Origin of the sequence: Proteiniphilum sp. UBA5384 (genome assembly GCF_002410825.1) — a bacterium.
In the GTDB taxonomy this organism is placed as follows: domain Bacteria; phylum Bacteroidota; class Bacteroidia; order Bacteroidales; family Dysgonomonadaceae; genus Proteiniphilum.
Genome location: NZ_DHOS01000047.1, coordinates 1 through 25,579, shown reverse-complemented (window position 1 = coordinate 25,579; position 25,579 = coordinate 1). Strand labels below are relative to the sequence as shown.

21 protein-coding genes, 1 pseudogene and 1 riboswitch are annotated in these 25,579 nt (G+C 43.2%); of the genes and pseudogenes, 6 read left to right on the top strand and 16 right to left on the bottom strand.

The features are described 5' to 3' along the window. The 9 genes from B4G81_RS08940 to B4G81_RS08900 form a co-directional block, all read right to left on the bottom strand. Positions 1-584, bottom strand: a 584-nt coding sequence (locus tag B4G81_RS08940; protein WP_294081681.1) for an ATP-binding cassette domain-containing protein, incomplete at its 3' end; no start/stop codon positions are given. Positions 585-679: 95 nt separating this feature from the next. Further along, positions 680-1,846, bottom strand: a complete 1,167-nt coding sequence (locus B4G81_RS08935; RefSeq protein WP_294081679.1) for a porin — start codon at positions 1,844-1,846, stop codon at positions 680-682. Between the two features lie 409 nt (positions 1,847-2,255). Beyond that, positions 2,256-4,910, bottom strand: a complete 2,655-nt coding sequence (mgtA, locus tag B4G81_RS08930) for a magnesium-translocating P-type ATPase (protein ID WP_294081923.1) — start codon at positions 4,908-4,910, stop codon at positions 2,256-2,258. A 106-nt stretch (positions 4,911-5,016) separates the two neighbouring features. After that, positions 5,017-6,387: a HAMP domain-containing sensor histidine kinase gene (locus B4G81_RS08925; RefSeq protein WP_294081678.1), complete on the bottom strand. Its 1,371-nt coding sequence runs from the start codon at positions 6,385-6,387 to the stop codon at positions 5,017-5,019. After that, the gene (locus B4G81_RS08920) at positions 6,371-7,069 is read right to left on the bottom strand and encodes a response regulator transcription factor (protein ID WP_294081676.1); all 699 of its coding nucleotides are present in this window, start codon (positions 7,067-7,069) and stop codon (positions 6,371-6,373) included. The genes B4G81_RS08925 and B4G81_RS08920 overlap by 17 nt, the downstream gene beginning before the upstream one ends. Next, positions 7,066-8,421, bottom strand: a complete 1,356-nt coding sequence (locus B4G81_RS08915; RefSeq protein WP_294081674.1) for a TolC family protein — start codon at positions 8,419-8,421, stop codon at positions 7,066-7,068. The genes B4G81_RS08920 and B4G81_RS08915 overlap by 4 nt, the downstream gene beginning before the upstream one ends. Next, on the bottom strand, positions 8,418-11,501 hold the full coding sequence (locus B4G81_RS08910) for an efflux RND transporter permease subunit (RefSeq protein ID WP_294081922.1): 3,084 nt from the start codon (positions 11,499-11,501) through the stop codon (positions 8,418-8,420). Before B4G81_RS08910 ends, B4G81_RS08915 begins: the two co-directional genes overlap by 4 nt. A 4-nt stretch (positions 11,502-11,505) precedes the next feature. Next, positions 11,506-12,609: an efflux RND transporter periplasmic adaptor subunit gene (locus B4G81_RS08905; RefSeq protein WP_294081672.1), complete on the bottom strand. Its 1,104-nt coding sequence runs from the start codon at positions 12,607-12,609 to the stop codon at positions 11,506-11,508. 158 nt (positions 12,610-12,767) lie between these two features. Continuing rightward, the gene (locus tag B4G81_RS08900) at positions 12,768-13,115 is read right to left on the bottom strand and encodes a hypothetical protein (RefSeq protein WP_294081668.1); all 348 of its coding nucleotides are present in this window, start codon (positions 13,113-13,115) and stop codon (positions 12,768-12,770) included. 290 nt (positions 13,116-13,405) lie between these two features. Between B4G81_RS08900 and B4G81_RS08895 the strand changes: the two genes are divergently transcribed. The 3 genes from B4G81_RS08895 (at position 13,406) to B4G81_RS08885 (ending at position 16,401) form a co-directional block, all read left to right on the top strand. Beyond that, positions 13,406-14,143, top strand: a complete 738-nt coding sequence (locus B4G81_RS08895; protein WP_294081665.1) for a glycosyltransferase — start codon at positions 13,406-13,408, stop codon at positions 14,141-14,143. Between the two features lie 3 nt (positions 14,144-14,146). After that, positions 14,147-14,776: a lipid-A-disaccharide synthase N-terminal domain-containing protein gene (locus B4G81_RS08890; RefSeq protein ID WP_294081663.1), complete on the top strand. Its 630-nt coding sequence runs from the start codon at positions 14,147-14,149 to the stop codon at positions 14,774-14,776. A 74-nt stretch (positions 14,777-14,850) separates the two neighbouring features. Beyond that, positions 14,851-16,401: an ArnT family glycosyltransferase gene (locus B4G81_RS08885; protein WP_294081660.1), complete on the top strand. Its 1,551-nt coding sequence runs from the start codon at positions 14,851-14,853 to the stop codon at positions 16,399-16,401. 118 nt (positions 16,402-16,519) lie between these two features. On the opposite strand, the gene B4G81_RS08880 is transcribed toward B4G81_RS08885, so the two are convergent. Together B4G81_RS08880 and B4G81_RS08875 are read right to left on the bottom strand one after the other, a co-directional pair. Next, complete coding sequence (locus B4G81_RS08880) at positions 16,520-17,806, bottom strand: sensor histidine kinase (RefSeq protein ID WP_294081658.1); 1,287 nt, start codon at positions 17,804-17,806, stop codon at positions 16,520-16,522. Beyond that, positions 17,794-18,468 (bottom strand): response regulator transcription factor, encoded by a 675-nt coding sequence (locus tag B4G81_RS08875; RefSeq protein WP_294081656.1) that lies wholly within the window; start codon positions 18,466-18,468, stop codon positions 17,794-17,796. The genes B4G81_RS08880 and B4G81_RS08875 overlap by 13 nt, the downstream gene beginning before the upstream one ends. A gap of 226 nt (positions 18,469-18,694) precedes the next feature. Between B4G81_RS08875 and B4G81_RS08870 the strand changes: the two genes are divergently transcribed. The 3 genes from B4G81_RS08870 to B4G81_RS08860 all read left to right on the top strand — a co-directional run bounded on the left by B4G81_RS08870 (position 18,695) and on the right by B4G81_RS08860 (position 21,275). Beyond that, entirely contained in the window at positions 18,695-19,378 is a 684-nt protein-coding gene (locus B4G81_RS08870; RefSeq protein WP_294081654.1) for a phosphatase PAP2 family protein, read from the top strand. Positions 19,379-19,678: 300 nt separating this feature from the next. Beyond that, positions 19,679-20,161: a Cys-tRNA(Pro) deacylase gene (ybaK, locus tag B4G81_RS08865; RefSeq protein ID WP_294081652.1), complete on the top strand. Its 483-nt coding sequence runs from the start codon at positions 19,679-19,681 to the stop codon at positions 20,159-20,161. A gap of 13 nt (positions 20,162-20,174) precedes the next feature. After that, a complete protein-coding gene (locus B4G81_RS08860) occupies positions 20,175-21,275 on the top strand; it encodes an NADH:flavin oxidoreductase/NADH oxidase (protein WP_294081650.1) in 1,101 nt (366 codons plus the stop codon). A gap of 341 nt (positions 21,276-21,616) precedes the next feature. Here B4G81_RS08860 and B4G81_RS08855 read toward each other — a convergent pair whose 3' ends face one another. The 5 genes and pseudogenes from B4G81_RS08855 to B4G81_RS08835 form a co-directional block, all read right to left on the bottom strand. After that, positions 21,617-21,952 carry a hypothetical protein gene (locus B4G81_RS08855; protein ID WP_294081649.1) on the bottom strand — a complete coding sequence of 112 codons (336 nt, stop codon included), beginning with the start codon at positions 21,950-21,952 and terminating at the stop codon, positions 21,617-21,619. 184 nt (positions 21,953-22,136) lie between these two features. Beyond that, a pseudogene (locus tag B4G81_RS08850) lies at positions 22,137-22,984 on the bottom strand (O-acetylhomoserine aminocarboxypropyltransferase/cysteine synthase family protein); the annotation flags it as partial. Positions 22,985-23,088: 104 nt separating this feature from the next. After that, positions 23,089-23,817, bottom strand: coding sequence for a DUF6064 family protein (locus B4G81_RS08845; RefSeq protein ID WP_294081647.1), 729 nt, complete (start codon positions 23,815-23,817; stop codon positions 23,089-23,091). Continuing rightward, entirely contained in the window at positions 23,793-24,305 is a 513-nt protein-coding gene (locus B4G81_RS08840; protein ID WP_294081645.1) for a threonine/serine exporter family protein, read from the bottom strand. The genes B4G81_RS08845 and B4G81_RS08840 overlap by 25 nt, the downstream gene beginning before the upstream one ends. Continuing rightward, entirely contained in the window at positions 24,302-25,075 is a 774-nt protein-coding gene (locus B4G81_RS08835; RefSeq protein ID WP_294081643.1) for a threonine/serine ThrE exporter family protein, read from the bottom strand. The genes B4G81_RS08840 and B4G81_RS08835 overlap by 4 nt, the downstream gene beginning before the upstream one ends. Positions 25,076-25,225: 150 nt before the next feature. After that, positions 25,226-25,428, bottom strand: a riboswitch (cobalamin riboswitch). Between the last annotated feature and the right edge of the window lie 151 nt (positions 25,429-25,579).

Below are 25,579 nucleotides of genomic sequence, written 5' to 3'. Positions count from 1 at the left end.
AGAGCGCTGAACGCCTCGTCCATCAACAGTATCTTGGAGTCGGTGGCAAGCGAGCGGGCAATGCCGACACGCTGCTGCATCCCGCCACTCAATTCGTTAGGATAAGAATTTTCATAACCGGTCAGCCCTACAAGGTCTATCATCTCTTTCGCCTTCCGCGTCCTCTTCTCCTCCGGAATTTTCTGGATCTCCAGACCGAAAGCCACATTATCGATAATAGTTTTGTGGGGCATCAAGCCGAAATGCTGGAAAACCATTCCCACTTCTGTCCTTCTGTAATCCAGAAGTTCCTGTCTATTCATCCGGGTGATCTCTTTTCCGTCTACTTTTATAGAACCCTCGGTAGGAATATTAAGCATGTTAAAGCACCTCAGGAGAGAGGATTTTCCACTGCCGGAGAGTCCCATTATGACAAAAATCTCTCCTTCCGTGATGGAAAGATTAGCGTTGTTCACCGCAATGATGCAGTTTGTTTTTGATTTGACATATTCTTTGTCCCGTCCCTTCTTGAGCATACGCAAGGCCTGCTTCTTGTTCGATCCGAATATCAAGGACAAATTATGTACCTCTATATTATTTTCCATAAGTTTCATGTATGTTATTGATGAAAAGTGGAAAAGTGGTTAGGTAATTAGGTAAATTACAAAATCATCGTTTCCCATTTTCACTTTTAATTTAGTCAGAAATAATAACCGATATTGATGTTGAAACGGGCATTCCAACGGGCATCGCTCTCCCCTTCCGCCAATCCGGTGAATGAACTTGAGAACCAGGGTTGGTTTTTTCCCATCGCATAGTCGATATAGGTATAGATGGGGCCGGACAGGATCATCATTCCCGGCACCAGATGATGGGTGCCGTGATATCCATCGGCTTTCTTATCGAGATAAGCATAGTCGACATAGCAGGTGACCGAGTTGACCAGCTTCCGGTTGACGGGGATTGTATAACCTAATCCGGCCATATACATTATGCCTTTTGCCGCCACATCATACGCCGAGCCATAAGCCGCCATCTGCACAGCATCAAGTTTCACATCTTCATCGGACCGCGCATTGTAGTTATACCCTATAATCTCTCCTTTAAAGTTCCAGTTATTATGATCATAGACTACATGCACAGCCCAATTGGCACCCCAATTGCTTTTATCGAGCGTGGCATTATAGATACGACCCAATTGGCCGGACAGGCCAAGTTCTACCTGATCGGAGAGTTGATATCTTATGCGGGCATTGAATTGATCGAGTTCCCGGATATCGGCAGCGACGGAGGTTCCATTCACGATTCCGGTCGTATTGACAATAGCATAGGAATAACGTCCATTCCCTACGCCACTGTCATCCCCCTTGACAGGCCCGCCGGGCGACGCCTGACGGAAGTAGGCAATATCAAATTTCCACTTGTCCTGTTCGTTGGAGAATCCTATCCCCATGGCTTCCCTATCTTCCAGGCCGATATAGTACGGCAGTTGGAAGAACCAGTTGTGCGACGCATAATCGCTGATACCGAATGGTTTTTGGAAAATACCCAGCTTTGCATACCATCGGGAGTCTATCTCATAACCGATATAAGCATTCCGGAGGAAGTGTGTCTTAGATTCGGGGTAAAATCTGTATTGCATGCTGGCGTCGAAACCCGACTTGCGGACATCTGCCGAAAGCATAAAAACATCAAACTGAGCCGCGGCATCCAACGATTTTCCACTCTCTTCAAAATTTTTAATGAATGTGTTAAACCGAACGGCTCCGCCTAATTTCAATGTATCCTTCTTAACTGCTGTCTCTCTCGAATAAACCTGTAAACATAATAATACCAATAAAGCAAATAAACTTGTTTTTTGTAACATCTTCTGATTTTTATAAATAGCTTTGCCTGTCCGCATAAAATGATGAAGACACGACAAATGAAATTGAATATCCTATATTCAAGCCATTTGTTAAAAGAAGCACAACCGGAGATATTTTCGGCATGTGAAAACGATGCCTGTCGAAGCTTACTGAGCCTATTTTACGTCATGCAATGAATTAAAATAAAAGCTTCATTTTTAAGTACAAGCAGTTGAGAAACTACTACTCAGCCGACTCAAAACCTGTCTTAACGGCAGGTATATCAAAACTGAACGGATACAAAGGTACAAAAAAATTTAACATAGCTGACAAATTGTTCTACCAAAAATTGAACACATCACCCAACGTAAGGTGGTATTGTTCCAGTTATTGTGGATCAATCTTGACTCGATGTAGTATGATTTCCCTTTATAACCATCTATGATATTTGCGGATATACCAGTTTTTTATCGTCTGGGTCAGCAGGCAGTAGCCCAAGAGGATACCAGCCAGCCACGGGAAGTAGCTCCACGGAAGGGGAACGAGCCCGATGGAAGCACCTATCCCCGAAAACGGAATAATGATGCCGACAACCATTACGGCAAGTGTGGTTATCATAACAGGTCTTGAGGCGCGGCTCTGGATAAACGGTATCTTACGGGTGCGGATCATGTGTACGATCAGCGTTTGAGAAAGCAGTCCCTCGATAAACCATCCGGACTGGAAGAGCGGAGCCATTTCGGGACAGTTTGCCTTGAAAAAGAACCACATAACCAGATAGGTCACGATGTCGAAAATAGAGCTGACAGGCCCGATATGAACCATAAAACGACCAAGATCGGAGGCATCCCATTTTCGGGGTTTCATCAAGTATTCCTTATCGACGTCATCGAACGGAATCGTCGTCTGTGAAACGTCATAGAGTAAATTCTGAATGAGCAGATGCACAGGCATCATCGGCAAAAACGGCAAAAAAGCACTGGCACCCATCACACTGAATACGTTCCCGAAATTGGAGCTGGCCGTCATTTTGATGTACTTCATAATGTTGCCGAATATCTTACGCCCTTCGATAACTCCCTCTTCCAAAACCATCAGGTCTTTCTCCAGCAGGATGATATCCGCACTCTCTTTGGCGATATCTACAGCCGTGTCCACCGAAATCCCAATATCGGATTGACGGAGAGCCGAAGCGTCGTTTATGCCATCACCCAAAAATCCGACTGTGTTTCCCTGATCCTGCAACAACGTTATGATGCGGGTCTTTTGCATCGGGGTAAGTTTTGCGAAAACTTTTGTCCTGCCTATCTTTGCGGTCAGTTCATCGTCCGTCAACTCTTCGATCTCGTGTCCCAACAGCGTATACTCGGTATCGACACCTACCTGACGGCAAACCGTCTTTACCACACCTTCGTTGTCGCCCGAAAGCACTTTTACCTCGACACCATGCCCGTGCAATTGTTTGATTGCTCCGGTTGCCGATGCCTTGGGCGGATCGAGAAATGCCAGAAGCCCGATCAGTACCATGTCCGACTCGTCGGCTATGCCAAAGCTGTGGTCCTTCTCCACCCAACTTTTGTGTGCAACCGCAAGCACCCGCAGACCTTCCCTATTCAGGTTGGATGTGTCCGATATGACCGAAAGACGCAGGCCTTTGTCTATCTCTATCACCTCTCCGTTCAACTCCATGTGGGAACAGATACCCAGCATCTCTTCGACCGCGCCTTTGGTTATGATTTGGCATTTGTCGTTCACATCCTCTACAACTACTGACATACGGCGGCGGGTAAAATCAAACGGTATCTCGTCTATTTTGGAGTACTCTTTCTCGAGATTATGCAATCCGAGCTTTTCGGTATGCGACAGGATAGCCTTGTCCATTAGATTTTTAAGTCCTGTCTGAAAAAAGCTGTTGAAATAGGCATGCCGTAATACACGGGTATCTTCTTCACCGGACATATTGAGGTATCGCTCCAACACAATTTTATCATGTGTTAATGTTCCTGTTTTATCGGTACAGAGAATATTCATCGCCCCGAAATTCTGAATAGAATTCAGATTTTTGACAATCGTCTTGCGTTTGGACATCTTAACCGCTCCTTTGGCAAGGTTGGAGGTTACAATCATCGGCAACATTTCGGGAGTAAGCCCTACGGCAACCGAAACGGCAAAGATAAACGCCTGCAACCAGTCACCTTTTGTGATACCATTTACAAGAAATACAAATGGAACCATAACCAGCATAAAGCGTATCAACAGCATGCTGATTTTATTGATGCCCTTATCGAAGCTGGTCTCTGCACGCACGCCAACAATACTTTTGGCTATTGTACCCATATAAGTGTTATTTCCAGTGGTCACGACAATCGCTTTGGCAGAGCCGCTTACGACGTTCGAACCCATAAAACAGATATTGTTCAGTTCTATCACGCTACCTGTCTTCGGAGAGTATTCGGTAAGTTCTGCTGTTTTTTCTATGGCATCGGATTCTCCCGTCAGGGAAGATTGGCTGACAAAAAGGTCTTTAGCTTCAACAATGCGTACATCGGCGGGGATCATATCGCCCGCAGAAAGGAATATAACATCGCCCGGTACGAGTTCCGTAAAATTGATATCGACGAACGTTTCATGTCCGCTGCGAAAAACGGATACTTTATTGTTTACCAGTTTTTGTAAGGCTTCACTTGCCCGCCTTGATTTCCACTCCTGTTGAAAACGCAGCAATCCACTTAGGACAACCATCGTCGTGATGATTATCACTGTCATCCACTCCCTCTCTTCGGGAACAGCCAATAGCACGTCAAGAACAATGGAAACCAAGGATAAAAACATCAATATCCCGATAAAAGGATTGATGAAGGCTTTGATTAACACTGTGAACCAGCTGCTGCGCTTTTCGGATATGATCTCGTTTTTACCGAATTGTTTGAGGCGTTCCGCCACCTCCACCTCATATAATCCTCTCTTACGAGAGTTGAGGAAGGTATAAATATGTTTATGGGATTGAGAAGCCGCACGGAATAGTTTTTCGCTGTCGAAGCTCAATCCGGAAACCTTTGTCTTCGTTTTGTCCCAAATTTTCATCATAACCAAACTTTTTGCCGTTATTTTGGCGCAAAAGTAGGGTTATGGTATGGGAATAGCCGTTAGAGGACTATTAGAAAACCATTAGGATCCGGTTAGAAACGGTTTAGATGTGAGGGATTTCAACGACAAAGGTTGTTCCTTCATCTTTCCGGGTTTGAATAGTCAATGTCCCCTTATGGAGTTGTATTATTCTCTGTGTAAGAGTGAGTCCAATACCTTGCCCTTTGATATGGGAGGTGTTTGAGCCCCGGTAGAAAGGAATAAATATCTTTTCAACTTCGTCCGCAGAAATGCCTATGCCGGTGTCGGAAAAGCGGATAATCGTTTTGCCTTCATAAAACGATATCTGAACATCAGACGACTTATCTTCTGAAAACTTACAGTTGTTTTCAATGAGATTTATAAATGCTGTTTTCAATAAGTAGGCGTTGGCACATACCGTTATCACCCTGTCATCTTCGGCATCCTGGTCGAATATCAAATCGACCGAATAATTTTTATTGCCCTTCAAAACAGTCTCACGTGCATCCAGCAACAGTTCGTCCATTCTCAGCTCTTCGGTCGATATGCGGCTTATGTCGTAGTTCGCCTTCGCCAGATCGAGCAATCCGGTTGTCAGATGCTTCAGCTTTTCAGCATCATCAAGCGCATTGACAATGACCGCCCGATACTCATCCTCCGAACGGTCTTCCCGAAGCTGGGCAACTTCCAACTCTGCAATCAATGCCGCAAGCGGAGTGCGTAACTCGTGCGCCACATTGCTGACGAACATTTTCTGATTGTCGAACGATTGTTCCAACCTGTCAAGCATTTGATTGAAGGTCTCCGACAACTCGTCCAGTTCATCGTACTCTTTTTTTACATATAAACGTGTATTCAGATTCGATTCGCCGATGGCATCTACCTTTTCAACGATACGGCTTACCGGCCGTAAAGCTCCTTTTGCCAACAGGTAACCTATCACAGCAATAATACCCAATCCGCCACACCATAATATCACGAGCAGAGTGGTCAAGCGTGTTAATTTCGCATAGCCGTAGCCGTCGTATGCCGCTGCTGTGATTACATAATCTACCCCCTTGTATGCGTATTTCATTGCAATGCCCTGATATTTTCCTTCGTAGAACGACGACTCTTTTTCAGCTATTGCTGTTTTTATCAGTTCGGGAGTTTCCTTAATAATGTCTATCTCCTGTGCATCGTGATAGAGCAACTGAAAATCAATTGTATATACGGCAACTTCCACTTCGTCAATAAATTGCCGATTGTTGTGGTATATCGACTGCATAGTCGCGGCATCCACCTGATTACTCAGGAATAAATTCGCTTTGGTTACCGCCTCGCGGGTAAGGTCGTGGAAAAACTCCTTCTCACGGGTATGCTCGGAAAAGAAAAAAACGACCAAAACCACAACCGAAAAGATGGCGGCGGTAACACCAGTATATCTCAAGGTCAGTTTATGCCTTATCTTCATCTTCGGAACGTAAAATAAAACCCATGCCGGGTTTAGTATGAATCAGCTTCGTATCAAAATTGCGGTCTATTTTGTTACGTAGATAATTGATGTAAACATCTATAAAATTAGTTCCTGTATCGAAATGCGTATCCCATACTTTTTCGGCAATTTCAGCCCGTGGGAGTACCCGTTCCGGATTGCGGACCATATAGACCAACAGATTAAACTCTTTCGGGGTTAGTTTTATCTCTTGTCCACCTCTATAAACGGTTTTTGTCAATAAATCAACTTTCAAGTTAGCATAGCTGAGTTCTTTTTCCTGCGGAGTTTCTGTCGCTGCCTTGCGTTTTAGCAACACCCTGATTCTCGCTTCCAGTTCCCGTATGTCGAACGGCTTAACCATGTAGTCATCTGCTCCGGCATCGAAACCTTCCAGTTTGTCATCAGTCGTGCCGAGTGCTGTAAGCATGATTACAGGGATATTTTTACTCAACTCTTTTACCTCTTTAACCAGTTCAAAACCGTTCTTTTTCGGGAGTACGATATCAGATATAACAAGATCGTATTCACCCGATCGGAACAATCTTATTCCCATTTCAGCATCATAAGCTACAAAAGCAACATACCCCATCTCCTCCAAACCGCGCCGAAGAAGATCAGCCATGCGTTGTTCGTCTTCAATAATAAGAATCTTACTCATTTCATTTCAATATCCCAAATTCCACAGGCACGCTCCAGTTCGACCAGAGCGGCAGCACAGCCAAAAAGTGTCTCGTTATAGCTTACCTGCACCTCGTTATGGGTACGTTGCGCATTCAATACTTCGAGGATACTGGTTTCTCCCCGCTCGTAACTGTATTTCTTCTTCCGGAAGATGGTTTCCGACTCTTGCAATAATCCGGTATTAAACTGCTCTACCTGGCGACGGGAGGTCATATACTGATGATACGCCTGTACCACCTCTGCGCTGATCTGCAACCGGATGGCTTCATATTGCCTTTCCTGTTGCTCCGCGGCAAATTGAGCGGCTCTTAATTCTCCTTTGTTGGCATTGGAGAATTTCAACGGGATACTGACCCCCGCCATAATACCTTTGAAGGCAGGGGCCGGCGCTATCTCATTTCGGACGATAGAGGAGTACGTTCCTCCTATGCTGATGCCCAAATCAATGGCACGATTGGCTTTAGCCAACCGCAGGTTGTTTTGTGACACGTCATTGCTTTTCAACGCGGCTTGTAGATCGGCGCGGTTGTTTTGTGCTTCGACAATCAGTGCAGGCAAGTCGAACTGACGTTCATAATAACCAAGATCACCCCCTATGGAGTCTGCCGGTTCCACATTTACATTGCCTTGCAATAATGCCAATTGTACCAACGCGTGATGCAATTGACTTTCAACTTCATACAGATCATTCAGCATGGTGGCAGCTTCGAGCCTGGACTGAAGCGCATCGACTTCGGTGATATCTCCCAACCGGAACCGTATGCTGTCTGCACGGGCCAAGCCGGCCATCTGCCGGTACGACGACCTTTGGATTTCCAGCAGTGATTTTTGCTTCAGCGCTTCGAAGTATGCAATGGTCGCGTCTGCCCTCAAATTACGAAAATAATCTTCCAGTAACGCTTCGGTCATCTCTTTCTCACTTTGTGCCAACCGGATACGGGCTTTCCGTTTGCCTCCCAGTTCGAGGGTGTAACTCAACCCGGCATCCACACTGTATCCCATCTCGAGGTTCCAGTTCTGGTTGTTCGCATAACTGACCGACAACTCGGGATCGGGGAAAACTTTTGATGCTTTTACCACTGCATCGGCAATACTCACATTATATTTTTCAGCCAGATAATCGATATTTGAATTTATGACATTCTCCATATATTCATTGAATGTCAGTATCTGTTTCCCCGCTTCATGTTTTTTCTGCTGAATCGGGATCTGCCGACATGCAACCGTGGACCGTCGGTACGCATCTGCTTCTTGTCCGTATCCGGCAACAGTCATCAGGCACAGCACGGCCGGCAGGAAAGATTTCAAAAAATATATTTTATGTATCATTGGTTCGTAGTTTGAATTGATTTTCCTTTTTCCATCATATAATAGAATGTCGGCAATATATAGAGTATGAGGACGGTTCCGAACAGCAGGCCATAGACAATTACCGTTGCTAGCGGACGCTGCACGTCGGAACCGATACCGGTGGACAATGATGCCGGCAACAGTCCCAGTACCGCCACAGTAGCGGTCATCAGCACCGGGCGTAACCGGTGCGATGCACCGGAAATCACAGCCTCTTTCAAGCCTACTCCTCTCTTCCGCAAGTTATTGATATGAGAGATCATAATTACACCGTTCTGGATAAAGACCCCAAACAAGGCAATAAATCCCACGGCCGACGATACATTGAAGCTCATCCCCCGGACTACCAAAGCCAACATCCCCCCAAAAACAGCGAGCGGCAACAGTCCGATTAGCAACCCCGCCTGTCGGAATTTCCCGAAGGCAAAAAACAGCAGCAGGAACATCACAGACAAGGTGATGGGCATAATGACCGCCAAGCGTCCGAACGCCCGATGCTGGTTCTCCAGCTGGCCCGCCCAATGAAGTTGAAACTTGGTATGATCGTAGTGCACCTCTTTCTCTATCGAGGAACGGGCCTCCTTGACGAAGGAGGTCAAGTCCCTACCCCGCAAGTTCATACGTACAGTGGTAAAGCGCTGGTTCATCTCACGGGAAATCATACTGGGACCTGTGGTGGTCCTTACGTCTGCCACCGCGGAGAGCGGTACCCTTGTACCCGACGCCGAAGTGAGCATCAACGCAGCGATTTTCTCCGGCGTGTCGCGCGACGCTTCATTATAGCGGCAGATCACGTCATAGACACGGCTGTCGATAAACACTTGGGATATGGCTTTCCCGCCGATGGCCACCTCAATCAGTTCGGCCACGTCGGAGACATTCAACCCGTACTGGGCAATCCTGTCTCGATCAGCTACGATCTGCAACTGCGGCAGGAAAGGCTCTTCCATGATACCCACATCGGCCACGCCATCCACCTCTTCAATCACTTTCACTATATGCTCGGCAATACGCCGGCTTTCGGTCAGGTCCTCCCCATAAATCTTGATCGCCAGATCGCTGTGCGCTCCGGCAATCTGGTCCATCACCATGTCGATAATCGGCTGAGAGAAACCTACGCCATACCCCGGCATGGTAGCAATCACTTTTGCCATATCATCAACCAAATCCGATTTCTTACGTCCATGCTTCCAAGTCTTGTAGGGTGTTAGTCCGATCATCACTTCGATATGTGAAAAAGAAAATGGACATACTCCTTCATCATCGCGACCGGTCTGTGTCATCACATAGGTCACCTCATCAAAGTGCTTCAGTTTATCCCTGAGCACAGTGGCCATCTCGGAGGATTTCTCGAGTGACATGCCGGGTGGCAACTGCACCTGTATCCAGATGCTTCCCTCGTCCAATGCCGGCATAAAATCTTTTCCCACGAAGATGGAGAGTCCGACCACCGCTATCAATACCACAGCGATGGGTGTGATCAGTTTTTTCGGTGCAGCAATAAGTTTTGTCGTCTGACACTTGTAGGTTTCCGTCAGCCGTTCGAGCCAATGGTTGTGATAAACCTTCTGCGGTTTTCTATAGACCGAGAACGCCAGTCCCGGGATCAGTATCATCGCCGATGCAAGGGCACCCAACAACGCAAAACATAACGTGAACGCCATGGGGGTAAACAGCTTCCGCTCTACCCGGTCGAATGCGAACAGCGGCAGGTAGGCCACAATGATGATCAGCGTCGCGAACAGGATGGGCTTCGCCACTTCGGCGGCCCGTTTGGCAATGCTAGACTCTTCCAATGGTAGAGCGGGATCATCCTCCCGTTTCTTGAGAATGGTTTCCATCATTACGATGGTGCCGTCTACGATAATCCCAAAGTCGATCGCTCCCAGCGAAAGCAGATTGGCCGGGATATCGGTCAGCCACATCAGGATAAAAGCGATCAGCAGTGAGATTGGGATGGTGATGGTAGCCAGCAGCGCCCCTTTGGGACTCCCGAGGAAGATGATCAACACCCCTATCACCAGCAGGATTCCGAATGAAAGGGTATGCGAAATAGTATGCAGGGTGGCATCCACCAGCTCGGTGCGGTCATAAAAAGTATGGAGCTTCACATCTTTGGGAAGGATATTGTCGTTCAGGTCATCCACCGCTTTCTGTATCTCTTCCAGCACCCATGAGGGGTTCTGGTAGCGCAGCAGCTGCACCATACCCTGCACCCCGTCCTCATAGTCTATCTCTTTATCCACATAGCCCATGATCCCCTTGCGTTCGAGGTTCCCGTATTTCAGTTCCCCCAAATCTTTGAGATATACCGGGGCTCCGGATACGGTTTTCACCACGATATTGCCCATATCCTGCAGGTCTTGCACAAGCCCCACCCCTCGCACAACATAACTCAGGTCACCGCGGGTAAAGGTACTTCCTCCGGCATTGGAGTTGTTCCGTTCTATCGACTCGGTCACTTCGCTAAGCGAAAGGTCGTATTTCGTCAGCATATTAGGGTCTATCTCTATCTGGAATTGGGTGGTGATGCCCCCGAAGTTGGATACGTCGGCAATGCCGTGTATCTGCTTCAGTCGGGGAATGATCACCCAGTGATTGAGTTCGGTCAGTTCACGTAGGCTTCTGTTTCCTTTCACCACATATCGATATATTTCACCGGTGGGTGATGTCAGAGGATCTAGATCCGGCTGCGCGTCAAACGGCAGGTCGATATCGTTAATCCTCTCCAGCACCCTTTGCCGTGCCCAGTATTCATCTGTTCCGTCTTCAAAGACAAGCGTTATTTTGGATAAGCCGAAAAAATTCTTGCTCCGCATGATTTTTAGACGGGGAATGCCGTTGAGCTCCCGTTCGAGCGGAATGGTGATTTGCTGTTCTATCTCGGTAACAGCCAGTCCCGGCACTTGCGTGGCCACACCCACCGACACGTCGGCGATATCGGGATAAGCATCGATGGCCAGTTGCCGCCAGGCGTAAATGCCGATGGCTGACAAGATAATGAAAATCGTCAGCATCAACCAGCGGCGATGGATCAGAGTAGTCATCAATTTTTCCATCATCCTACATATTTAGAAAAATTCCACCCTTGGTCACCACATTCTCTCCCTCTTCTAGACCTTGAAGGACCAGCACCTCCTCCATGCTGACGGTTTCGGTCTGCACCTTGCGACGGAGATATCTGCCCTGCGACGCCTCAACAAGCACATAGTCATTCTCCTGTTCCTGCATAATGGCGGTAGCAGGCAAGACGATAGCTTTTGCAGGAGTGTTCAGGAAATGTACTTTGCAAAACATCCCCGGTTTCAACTGTCTGTCGGCATTATCGCAAGCAATAATCACTTCGAGTGATCGGGTTTCCAAGTCCAACATCTCACCCACATGATAAATAATACCCGGGATAACCTGGTCGGGCCGTGCATCAGTAAAAACTTCCACTTGTTCGCCTTTTTTGATAGTACCGAAATTCCTTTCCTTCACCAATGCCGTGACCCATACCGTTGACAAATCAGCTATTACCGCTAGCGGTTCCGCATCTTCTTTCACATAGCTTCCGATGGTAATATCATACTTCACCACTTCGCCAGCAATAGGCGATATCACTTTCAAACCCTGTCCCATCTGCAATGAATGGGCATCGATATTGAAGATTTGCAAGGTCGCTTTTGCCTGCTCCCATTCTTTGGCGGCAATATTGGCTTCGTTGCGAGCCAGCTCCAGTTCTTTTTTCGATGCCACCCCATTGGATTCCAACTCTTTCTGACGGTTGTAACTTGTCTGGGCCAATTCGTTCGCAGATTGTGCTGAAAAATAAGCTTTCGCCGCTTCGAAGAATTCGGACGAACTCAGTTCGAATACCGGAGAACCGGCATTCACTTTTCGCCCCAGTTCCACAAATGATTTTGTGATACGCCCGGAGAAAGGGGGTGCGATCTCAGCATATTTACCCGACACGGGGCGAATGGTGCCGACGGTCCGGAATCCGGCTGAAAAGTCTTTTGACTGTATCTTTTCGACCACAATTTCTCCCAGAATAGGTGAATTTTCTTTTATGACGATAGTATCGCCTTGATATTGCACTTCGGCACTCTCTTGTGCCCTGTTATTTTGTTTGCAGGAAGCCAGTAAAGTCAGCAGACCCACAAGTATGAATAATCTACTATTCATCACGGTATAATTATTTTATTAATGGGATGATGGAATACACCTCGTCTGTCAACGGTAAGGTGATAAATACTGATACACTAAACTTTTCGGTAGGAAAACAGAAAAACTGTCGCCAATACCGGTAAAAAGTCAGCGAAGAGCAGGAAGGGTAAATTGATTTAAAATAAGATTGGAGGAGCCCGCCAAGAATTAGATGTCTCAACACAGTAGATAATTCTTTCTTCACACAAAGGCAATATAAATACCTGAGTCAATAAGAAGATACCCAAACTCACCCCACCGACAACAGCAGCAAGTGTATGAAAGGCAGATAACGACGCAATCAGCGTTAATTCACTGTCGTTATGCACACCTGTCTGGGTATGGGCCTTGTTATGTATGTGGGAATGGACAATGGTAGTACCATTGACAATATGGGTATGGGTAAATAAACAGACATTCACATAGTAAAATGTGAATACCATGAACAGGATCCAGGCAATTATCTGTTTATTCCTCTGGGGCATCTCCTTGCTTTTGAATAACAAAAGTACGATTTTTTATTGAATAGCACATATTTTGGACACAATATATTATTTTCCCGTTTTCTACACAGAATAATTTGTCCCTCAATTCCGATTTAAGATTAAAATAATCGAAATTTCAACATTTCTACAAAATTGGAGGCTATTTTTGTCCGTTTAATTCAAATATTAAGCGGCTATATTTATGAGGAAGAACTATATAGTTCCAAATTTGAGACCAAACCTATCAGTTGAAACGTATCTTCCCTTTCAAATTGATTATCGATATGGAAATGGAGAAAAATCAAACAAGTCAATACTCTTTTACAGTTATTGTTCCGGTTTATAATGAAGTAGAGAATATCAGCCGGTTAGAAGAAAAACTGCAGAACTTCTTAACTCAGTCCCTCTACCCGGCATGCGTACTGTTTGTCAACGACGGTTCAACCGACGGCAGTAAAGAACAAATCCATCATATTTGTGAGCTCAATCCTCATTTCTTCTATCTCGATATGGAAAAGAATGCGGGACTGAGTGCTGCGCTGAAAGCCGGATTCGATTATTGCTTTTCAGAATTTACAGGTTATATGGATGCGGACATGCAGACCGATCCCGACGATTTCAACCTGCTACTCCCCTATCTGGCCAAATATGAATTGGTAACGGGAATTCGCACCGAACGCAAAGACTCATTCTTCAAAAATCTGCAATCGAAGATAGCCAATGGATACCGACGGATGATGACGGGTGACGGCATATCCGATACCGGATGCCCTCTAAAAGTGATGTACACCATATATGCCAAACGCCTGCCCATGTTCGACGGAATGCACCGGTTCCTTCCGGCACTTATCTTATTGCAAAATGGGAAAATACAACAAATTCCGGTGCGGCACTATCCCCGGTTGGCAGGGAAATCAAAATATCATTTATGGAATCGCCTTACCGGCCCTTTTATAGATTGTTTTGCTTATCGGTGGATGAAAAAACGCTATATCAATTACAAAATCAGTCGCACCAATTTAACGTGATTTATGCAACAAACAAGCATTTGGATTTATGGAATTGGCTTTTTAGCCCAGCTCTTCTTCTCGGCACGAATACTCTACCAGTGGATGGTGACCGAAAAAGCGAAGAAAATAGTCACGCCCCCACTATTCTGGATCCTGAGTATTTTCGGTTCCTATCTGCTTTTTATGTATGGAGTACTGCGAAACGACTTTGCCATTGTATTCGGACAATTCTTTGCATATTATATCTACCTCTGGAACCTCAATATGCAAGGAATATGGAAGCGGGTAGCTGTCGTCCTCAGGGTGATCCTTATATTGACACCTCTGGTTGCTTTGGTTTTCCTGATGCGTGACATGGAAGCTTTTACCTTGTTTTTCTTCCGGCAAAAAAACATACCTCTCCGGTTACTGGTCTTCGGTTCAGTCGGCCAAATGCTTTTTACATTTCGTTTCATCTATCAATGGTTTTATTCACTCCATCTTCATCGGTCGGTGTTACCCATTGGTTTCTGGCTTATCAGTCTGTTGGGATCAGGCACCATCGTTGCTTACGGGATCATACGTCACGACCCGGTCCTCATCTTAGGGCAGTCCGTTGGTTTTGCAGCTTATGTCCGTAATATTATGATTGGTTTACAGCGCAGGGATTGATGTGATGATGTAATGATTTAACGATTTAACAATGCAATAATTTTGAAATTTGGTAATTATTAATTGATAATCTTATGAAAACCGGGCATCTATATCTTTTATGGTTTATCGCACTGCTCCCGGTGATGATTTTGCGGGACTATACTCCCAATAATGAGTTGCGTTACCTGAGTATTGTGGATGAAGCTTTGCGTCAAGGTAATTTCTTTACTTTCACGCTTGATGGCGAGATCTATGCAGATAAACCCCCTCTGAGCTTCTGGTTGATGATGGTAGGAAGAACATTGCTCGGTAGCCATCAAATGTGGTTCTTGTCACTCTTATCATTTTTGCCGGCTCTGGGAGTACTGATGGTGATGGAGAAATGGATGAGATGGGAAAAATCTTCCACCTACCAACCCGAAGGCTTGCTAATGCTAATGACAGGCGGCTTCTTCCTGGCGCTGACTATCACTATCCGTATGGATATGCTGATGGTGATGTTTATCACGCTTTCGCTCTATACTTTCTTTAAAATATACAATGGTGTAGGAACAAAAGGAGACGCTTACCTGTTTCCGGTCTATGTCTTTCTTGCCCTTTTCTCAAAAGGACCTGTCGGTATCCTGGTTCCGCTGCTCTCCACAATAATATTCCTGCTTTATCGGGGTAAAATCCGTACATGGAAACAGTACTGGGGATGGAAAAGCTGGTTGGTACTGCTGTTGGGATGCGGCATCTGGTTTACAGGTGTTTATCTGGAAGGTGGCGACACTTATCTCAATAACCTCCTGGTGCATCAGACAGTAGGAAGGGGTGTGAATGCCTTCCATCATAAATCCCCGTTCTACTACTATGCCATCACTATCTGGTATGCATTGGCACCCTGGACGTTTTTATCGGTGGGTCTGATCATTGCCGGAGTGATCTATAAAAAAATCCAAACCGAAACCGAGAAATTCTTCCTTACCATCATACTGACAACTTTCGTCATGTTGTCGCTGGTCAGCTCCAAACTGGCTGTCTATCTGCTTCCCGCCATACCTTTTCTGATCTATCTCCCGGCCATGTTGCTCAATAAATTCGATGAGACAAATACCTGGTTGCGGTTTTCTGTAGCAGTGCCAGCCCTTATTTTCACAGTTGCACTGCCCACTCTTTTATACATAAAAAGAATTGACGGTATTTCTTACATAGCCGTACCGCTGGTGTATGTGGCGGCAGCTGTCACCTCCCTCGGTGGACTCACGGTTTTATATCTGATTTTTAAGAAAAAAGCACTCCGTAGATCTATTCGTGTAATAACTTTCACCCTTTTATCGGCCATCTTCATCGCCGGACTAGCCCTTCCCCGGTTGAATCCTTACATGGGATGGAATACATTATGCAAGGAAGCAATGCGGATTGCAGAAGAAAAAGACACTACCGAATATTATGTGTATAAAATTCCACGACCCGGAAGTATGGATGTTTTTCTCGGAAAAGAAGTTATGGTCGCTTCCGAAGAGGATATACTGAACAACACACTATCCGGGCAACTCCTCCTATTGCCCGAAAAGGCAGTATTGAATGATTCCCGGATACAATCTGTTATATCGGAAAAAGAGCAATACAAAACCGGACCTTACCTCATTATAGTTTTATAAATAATTAAATATAAATACATTACTTACTGGATCTGCCGATTTTTTTGCTTTTTACGTCGTGCAGAAATTGAGCCGGATGGGGGCAAAATTATATTTTGATTTTGCAGAAAAACAAAACTTAAACAGGTTGGAAAATAACACTGAAACAATGCCTGTTATCCCTGAATGCATAAATAATCTCCCAGTTGTGAAGAATACAAATCTGCCGGACTATCGACAAGCCTAATCCATTTCCTTTTTTCTCTTCCGAAGTACGGCTAAACCTCCTGAAAATTTTATCGGGATTTAAAGGTTCGGATTGTCCTGTATTCGAAATGGATAAGACATTATTTTCCAATGCTATACAAACTATTCCTTTTCCTTTCACATTATGCCTGATTGCATTCACAATCAGGTTATTGATAAGGCTTTCCAGGAGTATTAAATTGGCGTTTATCGTAAGCGGACTCATTGATTCAACTATAACCTCTATTCCATTGCTTTCTGCCATTTCTTTTAATGGAGATAATTGATCGAACAGTACGGTGGAAAAATTGATCGCTTCCCGCCGTTGAAACTGTTCATTATCCATTTTTGCCAGTAGAAGCAGGTTTTTATTTAATCTCGACATGCGTGACGAGGTGGAATAAAGAGATTGAATGATATTAGTCTCCGTTTCCGTCAAATCCGGTTGTTGAAGAAGCATATCGAGTTGCGATTGAAAAACCGCCAAAGGGGTCTGCAACTCATGTGAAGCATTTTCTACAAACTCCTTTTGTTGTTTGTATATTTTCAAGTTCTCCTTGATCAACCGGCTTAATTGCTTATTCAAACTGACAAACTCTCTGATATCTGTAGATTTAAATTCCGGTTCTTTGCCCACTGCAAGGTCAAACCGTTCAATTTTTTGAAGTGTATTATAAAAAGGATTCCAGAGCCGTTTCGAAACAAAAACATACACTATCGATAAAGAAACAATCAATATAATGAATACCACTCCATATTGGGTAAGGAGCATATTAAAAAGATCGTGGAATTCGATCATCGGCACCCTTGAGACCAATGTATAAGGCTCATTTTCAATAAAAATATCAGCATAGAATATCCGGTAATCAATTGCATGTCCTTCCGATTTATTAAAATATTCTTCCTGTCTGACGATCCCTCGAGGGTATTTCTCGTCGTGCGGAAGTATGTAGAGGTCTTCATTATACTCATTCCATAGTTCAATATCCTTGGCAGTAAACGAAGAAAGTTTCCCTTTCTTGAATTCTTCGGCTCGAAATTGTATCAGTTCATCAAGATCCTCCGCATACTTATTTTCCATCAGAGTATATAACAAAGGAAAGCAGCACAGCAGGATCACTACCGTGAAAATAAAAAACCGGAAAAGGCTTTTGGTGGTAAGTGATTTTAATCGAGCCATTGGTATCCTGTTGCGTAGATTGTTTTAATACAATTGTCGCACCCCGCCTCGGCCAACTTCGATTTTAAGTTTTTGATATGGGCATAGACAAAATTATGGTTATCCAGCATATCAGCCATATCCCCCGATAGATGTTCCGCGATGGCATTTTTCGATACTACCCGATTTTTATTCCCGATAAGGTACAATAACAAGTCGTACTCCGATTTTGTCAGTATAATGTGTATATCATTCATCCTCACCGTTTTTGACAAAAGGTCTATCTCCAATCCATTTGTCTTCAATAGATTGTTATTGGAAAATTGCCTTCTTCTCATAAGGGCATATATCCTGATGCTTAATTCGGACAACGGGAAGGGCTTTGCCAGATAATCATCGGCACCGATTTTCAAACCGGCGATCTTATCATCCAGAGCACCCCTTGCAGAAATAATAATAATTCCGCTGTCGATATTTCTTTGTTTTATTTCTTCTAATATTTTCAGTCCATCTCCGCCGGGAAGATTCAAATCGAGCAGGATACAATCATAATCATACAGGGCAATCTTCTCCTCTGCTTCGGCAAAATTATATGCCTGCTCACACAGATAATCATCCGCGGAAAGATAATTCACTATATTCCGCGAGAGTTCCCGTTCATCTTCTACTACCAATATTTTCATACGATTAAGAATCTATCAAGTCACAAATATAGTTTTAATTTACGTGATTTTTGAATGCAATATGGTATTCAATCTTGTAGAAAAATTGAATATGATTGAATATTTCTCCTTTTTCTCCCTATCGCTGCGTAAATTCAAAATTTCTACAAAATCAATTGTTTCCTTTATGGAACTTATTCACAATATCTGATGAAACCGGCAATTGCATTTTAAAACTCTACTTACAATGCTCAATAAAATTATCCCCTATGAAGAAAAATTATTTTTTCTTATAAACAATGGACACAGCGCTTTTTTTGACTCCTCGATGTGGTTATTTTCAAGTATTAAAAGCTGGATTCCGCTTATCATTGCCATCCTGTTTTTTATTGTTTATAAAAATTCATGGAGGCAATGGCTTCCGATTCTGATAGCAATGATACTTGTATTGACACTAAGCGACCAGTTCTCAAGCCATCTTATCAAACCATTATTTATGCGCCCACGTCCTTCCCATTATCCGGGAATTATGGAACATGTGAGAGTTCTCAATGACTATAGGGGTGGAAAATATGGTTTTATTTCAGGTCATGCCACCAACAGTTTTGGACTCGCCATGTTTACCTCTTTGCTGTTCAGAGACAGATTATATAGTATCGTAGTATTTATATGGGCGATTATAATATCTTATTCACGCATCTATTTGGGGGTACATTTCCCATCAGATATTGCCGGAGGTATAATTGCAGGTATGACGATAGGATACTGCGTTTACCGTTTATATTATTTTACGGCTAAAAAGCTTTCCCAAAAAGATATGCTATATCTACCTCCAAGATTCCCAAAGCATCATACACACCTTTTATCATTTATCATCATTGGTTATATTCTCATACTCACTCTATTCGATACAAGTATTATAAAAAATTGAAATAATCGACATTCATCTCTAAAACGTGCAGTTTATTCCCTTGTGTTCCTGCTATTTCCTTAATTATCTCCCTTCTTTCCAGTTCGGCAAGCAATATGTAAAAATATATACCCTCTCAATTGATTATTTCATATCTATTAGTTGGAAAAGATGGAATAAATTACGTATATTTTATACTCAGTTTTTTGAGACATTAAAAATAATCTGATTACTTTTGTAAGTAACATGTGCGACAAGAAGTCGACCAAATAGCTATTCAGTGAGCGAAACAGAACCTATTATTCCGTTAATAGTAATGCGATGAAGATAACAAAAACCAATGCAGTTCGTTTATTGGGTAAAGCTAAGATTGCATATGACCTGATTGCATATGAAGTGGATGAATCGGATCTCAGTGCGACACATGTAGCAGAGCAACTGAAAGAGCCTGTTGAACAAGTGTTCAAGACATTGGTCCTAAAAGGAGATAAAACCGGCTATTTCGTATGCATTATTCCCGGGGCGGAAGAGTTGGACCTTAAGAAGGCGGCTAAAATGTCGGGAAACAAGAAATGCGATATGATCCCGATGAAAGAATTGCTTCCTATCACAGGATATATACGGGGTGCTTGCAGTCCGTTTGGGATGAAAAAGCTGTTTCCGACCTATATACATACTTCTTGTATGAATTATGACCGGATTTATGTAAGTGCAGGTCAAAGGGGTTTACAGATACACCTTGCTGCATCCGACCTGATCAAAGAAATTCATGCGCAAGTAGTGGACCTAATTGAATCAAAATAACAAATAAGTAACAATGAACAATTTATTTTCCCCAATAAAAATAGGCAATATAGAGTTGAATAATCGTATCGTTATTCCCCCAATGTGCCAATACTCTGCGGGAGAAGGACAAGCCAATGAATGGCATTTGGTCCACTACGGAAACCTTGCCATGTCAGGTGCTGCCTTGTTAATCATTGAGGCAACCGGCATTAGTCCGCAGGGACGTATTAGTTATGGCGACCTAGGACTATGGGACAAGAATACAGCCCATGCTTTAAGCAAAGTAATTAACTTCATCCGTTTACATTCCGATATCAAAATTGGCATACAACTCTCACACGCCGGAAGGAAAGCATCTACTGATTTAGGTTGGAAACCTCATAAATATTTTCAACCGAATGAGCCTCATGGCTGGCAAATATACGCGCCATCTTCTATACCATTTGGGGCAAATGGTATGACTCCAAAAGCCTTGACAAAAGGAGAGATACACACTATTATCGCTCAATATGCTGAAGCTGCCAAGTTGGCGCATTCAATCGGCATTGACATGGTAGAAATACATGGTGCGCATGGATATCTGATACATCAGTTTCTTTCACCAATTACAAACAAACGGATAGATGAGTACGGAGGGAGCCACGAAAACAGGATGCGTTTCGGCCTCGAAATATTCGATGCTGTAAAAGCAGCTGTTCCAAAAGATTTTCCGGTAGGTCTCCGGCTATCAGCCACCGATTGGATAGAGGGCGGATGGGATATCGAACAAAGTATTGAGTTCGCCGATGAATTGGATAAAAGGGGATGTGGTTATATCCATGTTTCGACAGGGGGATTGGACGAATCACAACAAATTCCGGCCCTACAACCAGGCTACCAGTTACCTTTTGGTGAAGCCATAAAAAAAGCAGTAAAAATGCCTGTAATCGGTGTCGGTCTGATTACAGATCCGTCAACAGCTGAACAGGCAATCAAAGAAAAAAAAGTCGATTTAATCGCAATAGGGCGAGCTATGCTTTATGACCCGAGATGGGGCTGGCATGCTGCAGCATCGTTAGGTACACAAATCACTCTTCCTCCTCAATATGAACGGAGTGCACCACAAAATAAGAAGAGTTTATTTAAGAAATAAGTTGCACTATTATATTTATAGGCAACAGGGCTGAGGAAATTGGTTCACCATTCATTTATCTGTCAAACCTCGACTCCCATTTGAGCCCTGCAGTCACATTGGTAGAATACCGACAACTCTGCCTTTATGGTGGAGTTGGACGAAATATTAAACCTGTTGTCCGACTGGGCAGTCAATGAATTATAACTCTTTTTGAATAATAACTCATTGAAATTACTGTCTTTTTCCGTCTGACGGAAGAAATTAAGCATCAACTGGCTCTCCAAAATTAGCTGCCCTGAAAGGGGGCATACACACAATACCGTACATATTTGGTAATCTTGACCATCTGGAACCTGTTCTCAAGCCTTTCGGAAGACTGGTAGGTCTTGTGAAATATAATCGGGCATATATCTTTTATTGAGCACACCAATTGGGTGTTGTATTTGCAGGCAAGCTTCAACGACGGGTTTCCCTGCAGAACGGAATAGGCATTCAATCAGAAGCCGTTGTTGCTCAATGCCCAATAGGGTGGATATTCCCTCGGACGAAAAGGAGAGTTGCCAGATATGTCTTTCCGAAGGGACATAGGAGATATTCGCATTGACAAACGGTTCAATGTTATTCCAGAGCGTTTCCTTCTTTCTTGCCGTTTTGAGAGTCCCCCGGGACATTCCCCCGGAAAAGGAGGCCCGCAAATGCAATTTTTTACCAAAACTTTTGAAAAACCCGGCATAGGCGGAATAATTATATTCCTGTTGTCTGATTTGGCTTATGGAGTCGGGATCAGTAGCTGATACCTACCCAAAACAATCATAGTTGTTGCGATTAATGTAAATGACGTTACCGTTAAGTTGAGAGAAACCGGGCCGCCGTGTCCTTTTATGCTTTTGCTAAAGCCTGTTCTACATCAGCGATAATATCTTCAAAATCTTCCACTCCTACCGAAAAGCGAATCAAATCTGGAACAACTCCAGCCTCTATCAGTTGTTCTTCACTCAGTTGCCTGTGAGTATGGCTCGCTGGGTGCAATACACACGAACAGGCATCGGCAACATGTGTAACAATAGCGATAAATTTCAGGTTATCCATAAATTGAATAGAATTTTCTCGACCACCTTTAATGCTAAAGGAAAGAACTCCACACGATCCATTGGGCATATATTTTTGAGCTAAATCATAATATTGACTATCTGGAAGCCCACAATAATTGACCCAAACCACCTTGGGATATTTTTGCAAATATTGTGCTACTTTCAACGCATTCTCGCAATAACGGGGCATCTCAAATGGAGAGTTTCCAAACCAATATTTAACAGAAACGCATTTTGAGGAGATTGAATAGATCCTAGATTCCACATCAATTGTACTGTTGCTTTGGTTATATAGGCTCCTTTCCCAAAAGTATCGGTATATGTTAATCCATGATATGAGTTGTCAGGGGTCGTCAATCCGGGAAATTTGTCTTTATATTTATCCCAAGCAAAATTTCCACTATCCACAATTACTCCACCGACAGCTGTTGCATGGGCATCCATGTATTTGGTTGTAGAGTGAGTCACAATATCAGCCCCCCATTCGAAAGGACGACAGTTGATTGATGTAGGAAAAGTATTGTCGATAATCAAAGGTACTCACTGCTGATGGGCAATACGGTCAATTTTTTCGATATCAAGCACCGAGATTGCCGGATTAGCAATTGTTTCTCCAAAGAGGGCTTTGGTATATCGGTAATACACGCGGTTCTCCTTTTTGGGAATTCCATCCGCCTTGTACACAAATTGTACCTTGTTTCGTTCTTTTATTCATTATCTTAAATTTTATTTGTCTTCACTTATTGATCATACGAAAATTCAGATAATAATGTCGCTATCAAAACAAAACAAATTAAAAGACAAGACATTATAAGTAAAATATTGATATATTTAGCTTTCGGCTTTGTGTCGGAATGTAAATCCTGAAGGAAATATTCTTTAAAGAACAGATACAATGCCGGTACGGATGCACCCACCAGAATAAAATCTTCGGGAATATCGAAAAAATATGTTTTAGTCAGTCCTATTAACGACCAATGACATAATAAAAGTATTATAAAAATATTAACTCTATGAGAATGCAATAATAGCAAACCAATTGTAAATGTTACGATAGAACAAGGCATGATAGGGGACGTTATCTCCGGGAAAGTTAAACCTCTGTAAATAGAGAAAACGGGGTATAGCAGAGGTAAAAATAATAGGAAATAACCTAAGATTCTATATTTTTTATTTCGTTCGAATGTAGAACTATCAAAAACCAAATCAAATATCCAAGCAACAGCCATCAACAGCCAATACACAGCCATTACAACATAGTAGCTCCTTGCAGAGCCGTAAATCAGGTAATACACAATCGCTATCCATAGATAAATAGCGATTAGGTATATTTTTATCGCTTTTTTTAAGAGGGGGCTTGGTTTTCGAACAAGTCCGACGGTCAGTGTTATACCGATCAATAAGATCGCAATTTGAAACATCCATGTTCCCTGATTATACGCTCCTATCGTTCTCCAAAAAGTTTCCATTTTCTATTCCTTGTTAAAGATGAGGCCTGCTTTGGGAATAAAAACATTGGAAATGTTGCTCCCACGGCAAGTGCAAAAATTACGGTTGCAGCTATCATTGTATTTGAAAAAAAGAGATCCATATAATAATTTTTTTTCACGGGATACTCCATCGATTGTAGAAACATTATTAAAGAGAATACCATATTATAGGCATATTTTCCGGGTATCATAGGTAGTAGTGCCGGAATATAGAGAACTGTCATCGGAGAATATATCTTCTTTCCAAACCACAAACTACCCATTCCGATAATGAACGAAGCTATGAACGAAGCTGTTGTGATATCAATCCCGACAAACATCATAAGAAAGTATCGGGACGCATGCCCTACTGCTGCCAAAAGGGCAATGTAGCGAAATGCTTTTATGGGAGGATCTGAAATCGCCCCAAAACCGATGCCTGCTATGGCTGCAAAAAAAGCATCAGACAAAATACTCAAGACTATCATATCAAAGAATCTTTAACGATTAAAATAGTAAATCCAAGCCCTATTGCCAAACAAATAATAAGAAGGGCAGCTTGTGCCAGCCGTGCAAAACCTGTTAGAATATGTCCTTCGACAATATCGATCACCCCATTGATGAGGGGAACTCCCGGAACGAGAAACAAGACACTCGTAGCGAGTGCTATTTCGGAAGTTATATTTTCAAAAATAACAGATGTAGAAGCACACAAAGAAGCTACAAATGCGGAAATGATGAATACGATAAAATGATTGATCCCGGCTGTTGTCAATTGCTGTTTCAAGAAAAAACCAACCATTGTAGACGAAAATACAATCCCCATGGAAGACCAGTCTCCACCAAACAATCGACAAAATGAAGCGTTTGCAAAACTAACCAAGAGTAAAACAAACAATGGATGGATAGAGGGAGCTGATATTATTTTTTGATATTGACACCTCAGTGCATCTAGTGACAGCTGTTTGTCGTATGTTTCCCAGCTCAATGCACTTAACTCAGAATTGTGCTCAAAACTTATGGGCAAAGGGGTTATTTCTACAACCTCGTTGACAGACTCATGTGAATCTTTGTCATAAAGAGTAAGTATGAAACTCCGGTGGAAAGCACTGATTTTTACAACATACCCAAACGATTCGCCAATTCTTTTTACACTGCGTATTACGCGAGATGTGTGTATACCGCAACCCATCATATGGGATGTGTATTCCGTGATAAATTCACCTACGCTATGAATGTCTTCTTTCCTCTCTCTCATATGAATACAAATAATTATAAATTTGCTCAATAAAATTGATCAAACAAAAAACGTTTTCCGGGAATAGCAGAAACACACCAACAGGCTCATCCTCTATCAAAAAGAATAAATGGACTTATAGATGTTCGATTGCTTTATGTCCCGAAAGCGTCAAACCAAATCATTTTGGCAGGTCTTCTGACTTACTCTATCTTCGATAGCCCTTCCCATTCATACAGAACAGTGGATGTGTGAGTATCATCAAAGCTGTTGCAGAGTTTACAGCAGCGGGTCTGTTTGGGAGTTTCACCCAATTCCCTTTTCACCATTTCCTTCCGAAAGAAGAAAACAGCACCAAAATGCGGTTGCAAATGTAATAACTTTTATCAGATGAATCTTGTTCTTGCTCGTTTATTTATTTTGTTACAATAAAGGCAATGAAAACGGCAATATTGAGGAAAAAAAGGGGACAAATCTGTTATTTTCAGACTTGTCCCAATCAGTGATCCGAGCGGGATTCGAACC

Bases quoted from the DNA above. Each gene is read 5' to 3' on its own strand.
- B4G81_RS08935 (WP_294081679.1), bottom strand. From the start codon at position 1,846: ATGTTACAAAAAACAAGTTTATTTGCTTTATTGGTATTATTATGTTTA.
- mgtA (WP_294081923.1), bottom strand. From the start codon at position 4,910: ATGAAAATTTGGGACAAAACGAAGACAAAGGTTTCCGGATTGAGCTTC.
- B4G81_RS08925 (WP_294081678.1), bottom strand. From the start codon at position 6,387: ATGAAGATAAGGCATAAACTGACCTTGAGATATACTGGTGTTACCGCC.
- B4G81_RS08920 (WP_294081676.1), bottom strand. From the start codon at position 7,069: ATGAGTAAGATTCTTATTATTGAAGACGAACAACGCATGGCTGATCTT.
- B4G81_RS08915 (WP_294081674.1), bottom strand. From the start codon at position 8,421: ATGATACATAAAATATATTTTTTGAAATCTTTCCTGCCGGCCGTGCTG.
- B4G81_RS08910 (WP_294081922.1), bottom strand. From the start codon at position 11,501: ATGGAAAAATTGATGACTACTCTGATCCATCGCCGCTGGTTGATGCTG.
- B4G81_RS08905 (WP_294081672.1), bottom strand. From the start codon at position 12,609: ATGAATAGTAGATTATTCATACTTGTGGGTCTGCTGACTTTACTGGCT.
- B4G81_RS08900 (WP_294081668.1), bottom strand. From the start codon at position 13,115: ATGCCCCAGAGGAATAAACAGATAATTGCCTGGATCCTGTTCATGGTA.
- B4G81_RS08895 (WP_294081665.1), top strand. From the start codon at position 13,406: ATGGAGAAAAATCAAACAAGTCAATACTCTTTTACAGTTATTGTTCCG.
- B4G81_RS08890 (WP_294081663.1), top strand. From the start codon at position 14,147: ATGCAACAAACAAGCATTTGGATTTATGGAATTGGCTTTTTAGCCCAG.
- B4G81_RS08885 (WP_294081660.1), top strand. From the start codon at position 14,851: ATGAAAACCGGGCATCTATATCTTTTATGGTTTATCGCACTGCTCCCG.
- B4G81_RS08880 (WP_294081658.1), bottom strand. From the start codon at position 17,806: ATGGCTCGATTAAAATCACTTACCACCAAAAGCCTTTTCCGGTTTTTT.
- B4G81_RS08875 (WP_294081656.1), bottom strand. From the start codon at position 18,468: ATGAAAATATTGGTAGTAGAAGATGAACGGGAACTCTCGCGGAATATA.
- B4G81_RS08870 (WP_294081654.1), top strand. From the start codon at position 18,695: ATGCTCAATAAAATTATCCCCTATGAAGAAAAATTATTTTTTCTTATA.
- ybaK (WP_294081652.1), top strand. From the start codon at position 19,679: ATGAAGATAACAAAAACCAATGCAGTTCGTTTATTGGGTAAAGCTAAG.
- B4G81_RS08860 (WP_294081650.1), top strand. From the start codon at position 20,175: ATGAACAATTTATTTTCCCCAATAAAAATAGGCAATATAGAGTTGAAT.
- B4G81_RS08845 (WP_294081647.1), bottom strand. From the start codon at position 23,817: ATGGAAACTTTTTGGAGAACGATAGGAGCGTATAATCAGGGAACATGG.
- B4G81_RS08840 (WP_294081645.1), bottom strand. From the start codon at position 24,305: ATGATAGTCTTGAGTATTTTGTCTGATGCTTTTTTTGCAGCCATAGCA.
- B4G81_RS08835 (WP_294081643.1), bottom strand. From the start codon at position 25,075: ATGAGAGAGAGGAAAGAAGACATTCATAGCGTAGGTGAATTTATCACG.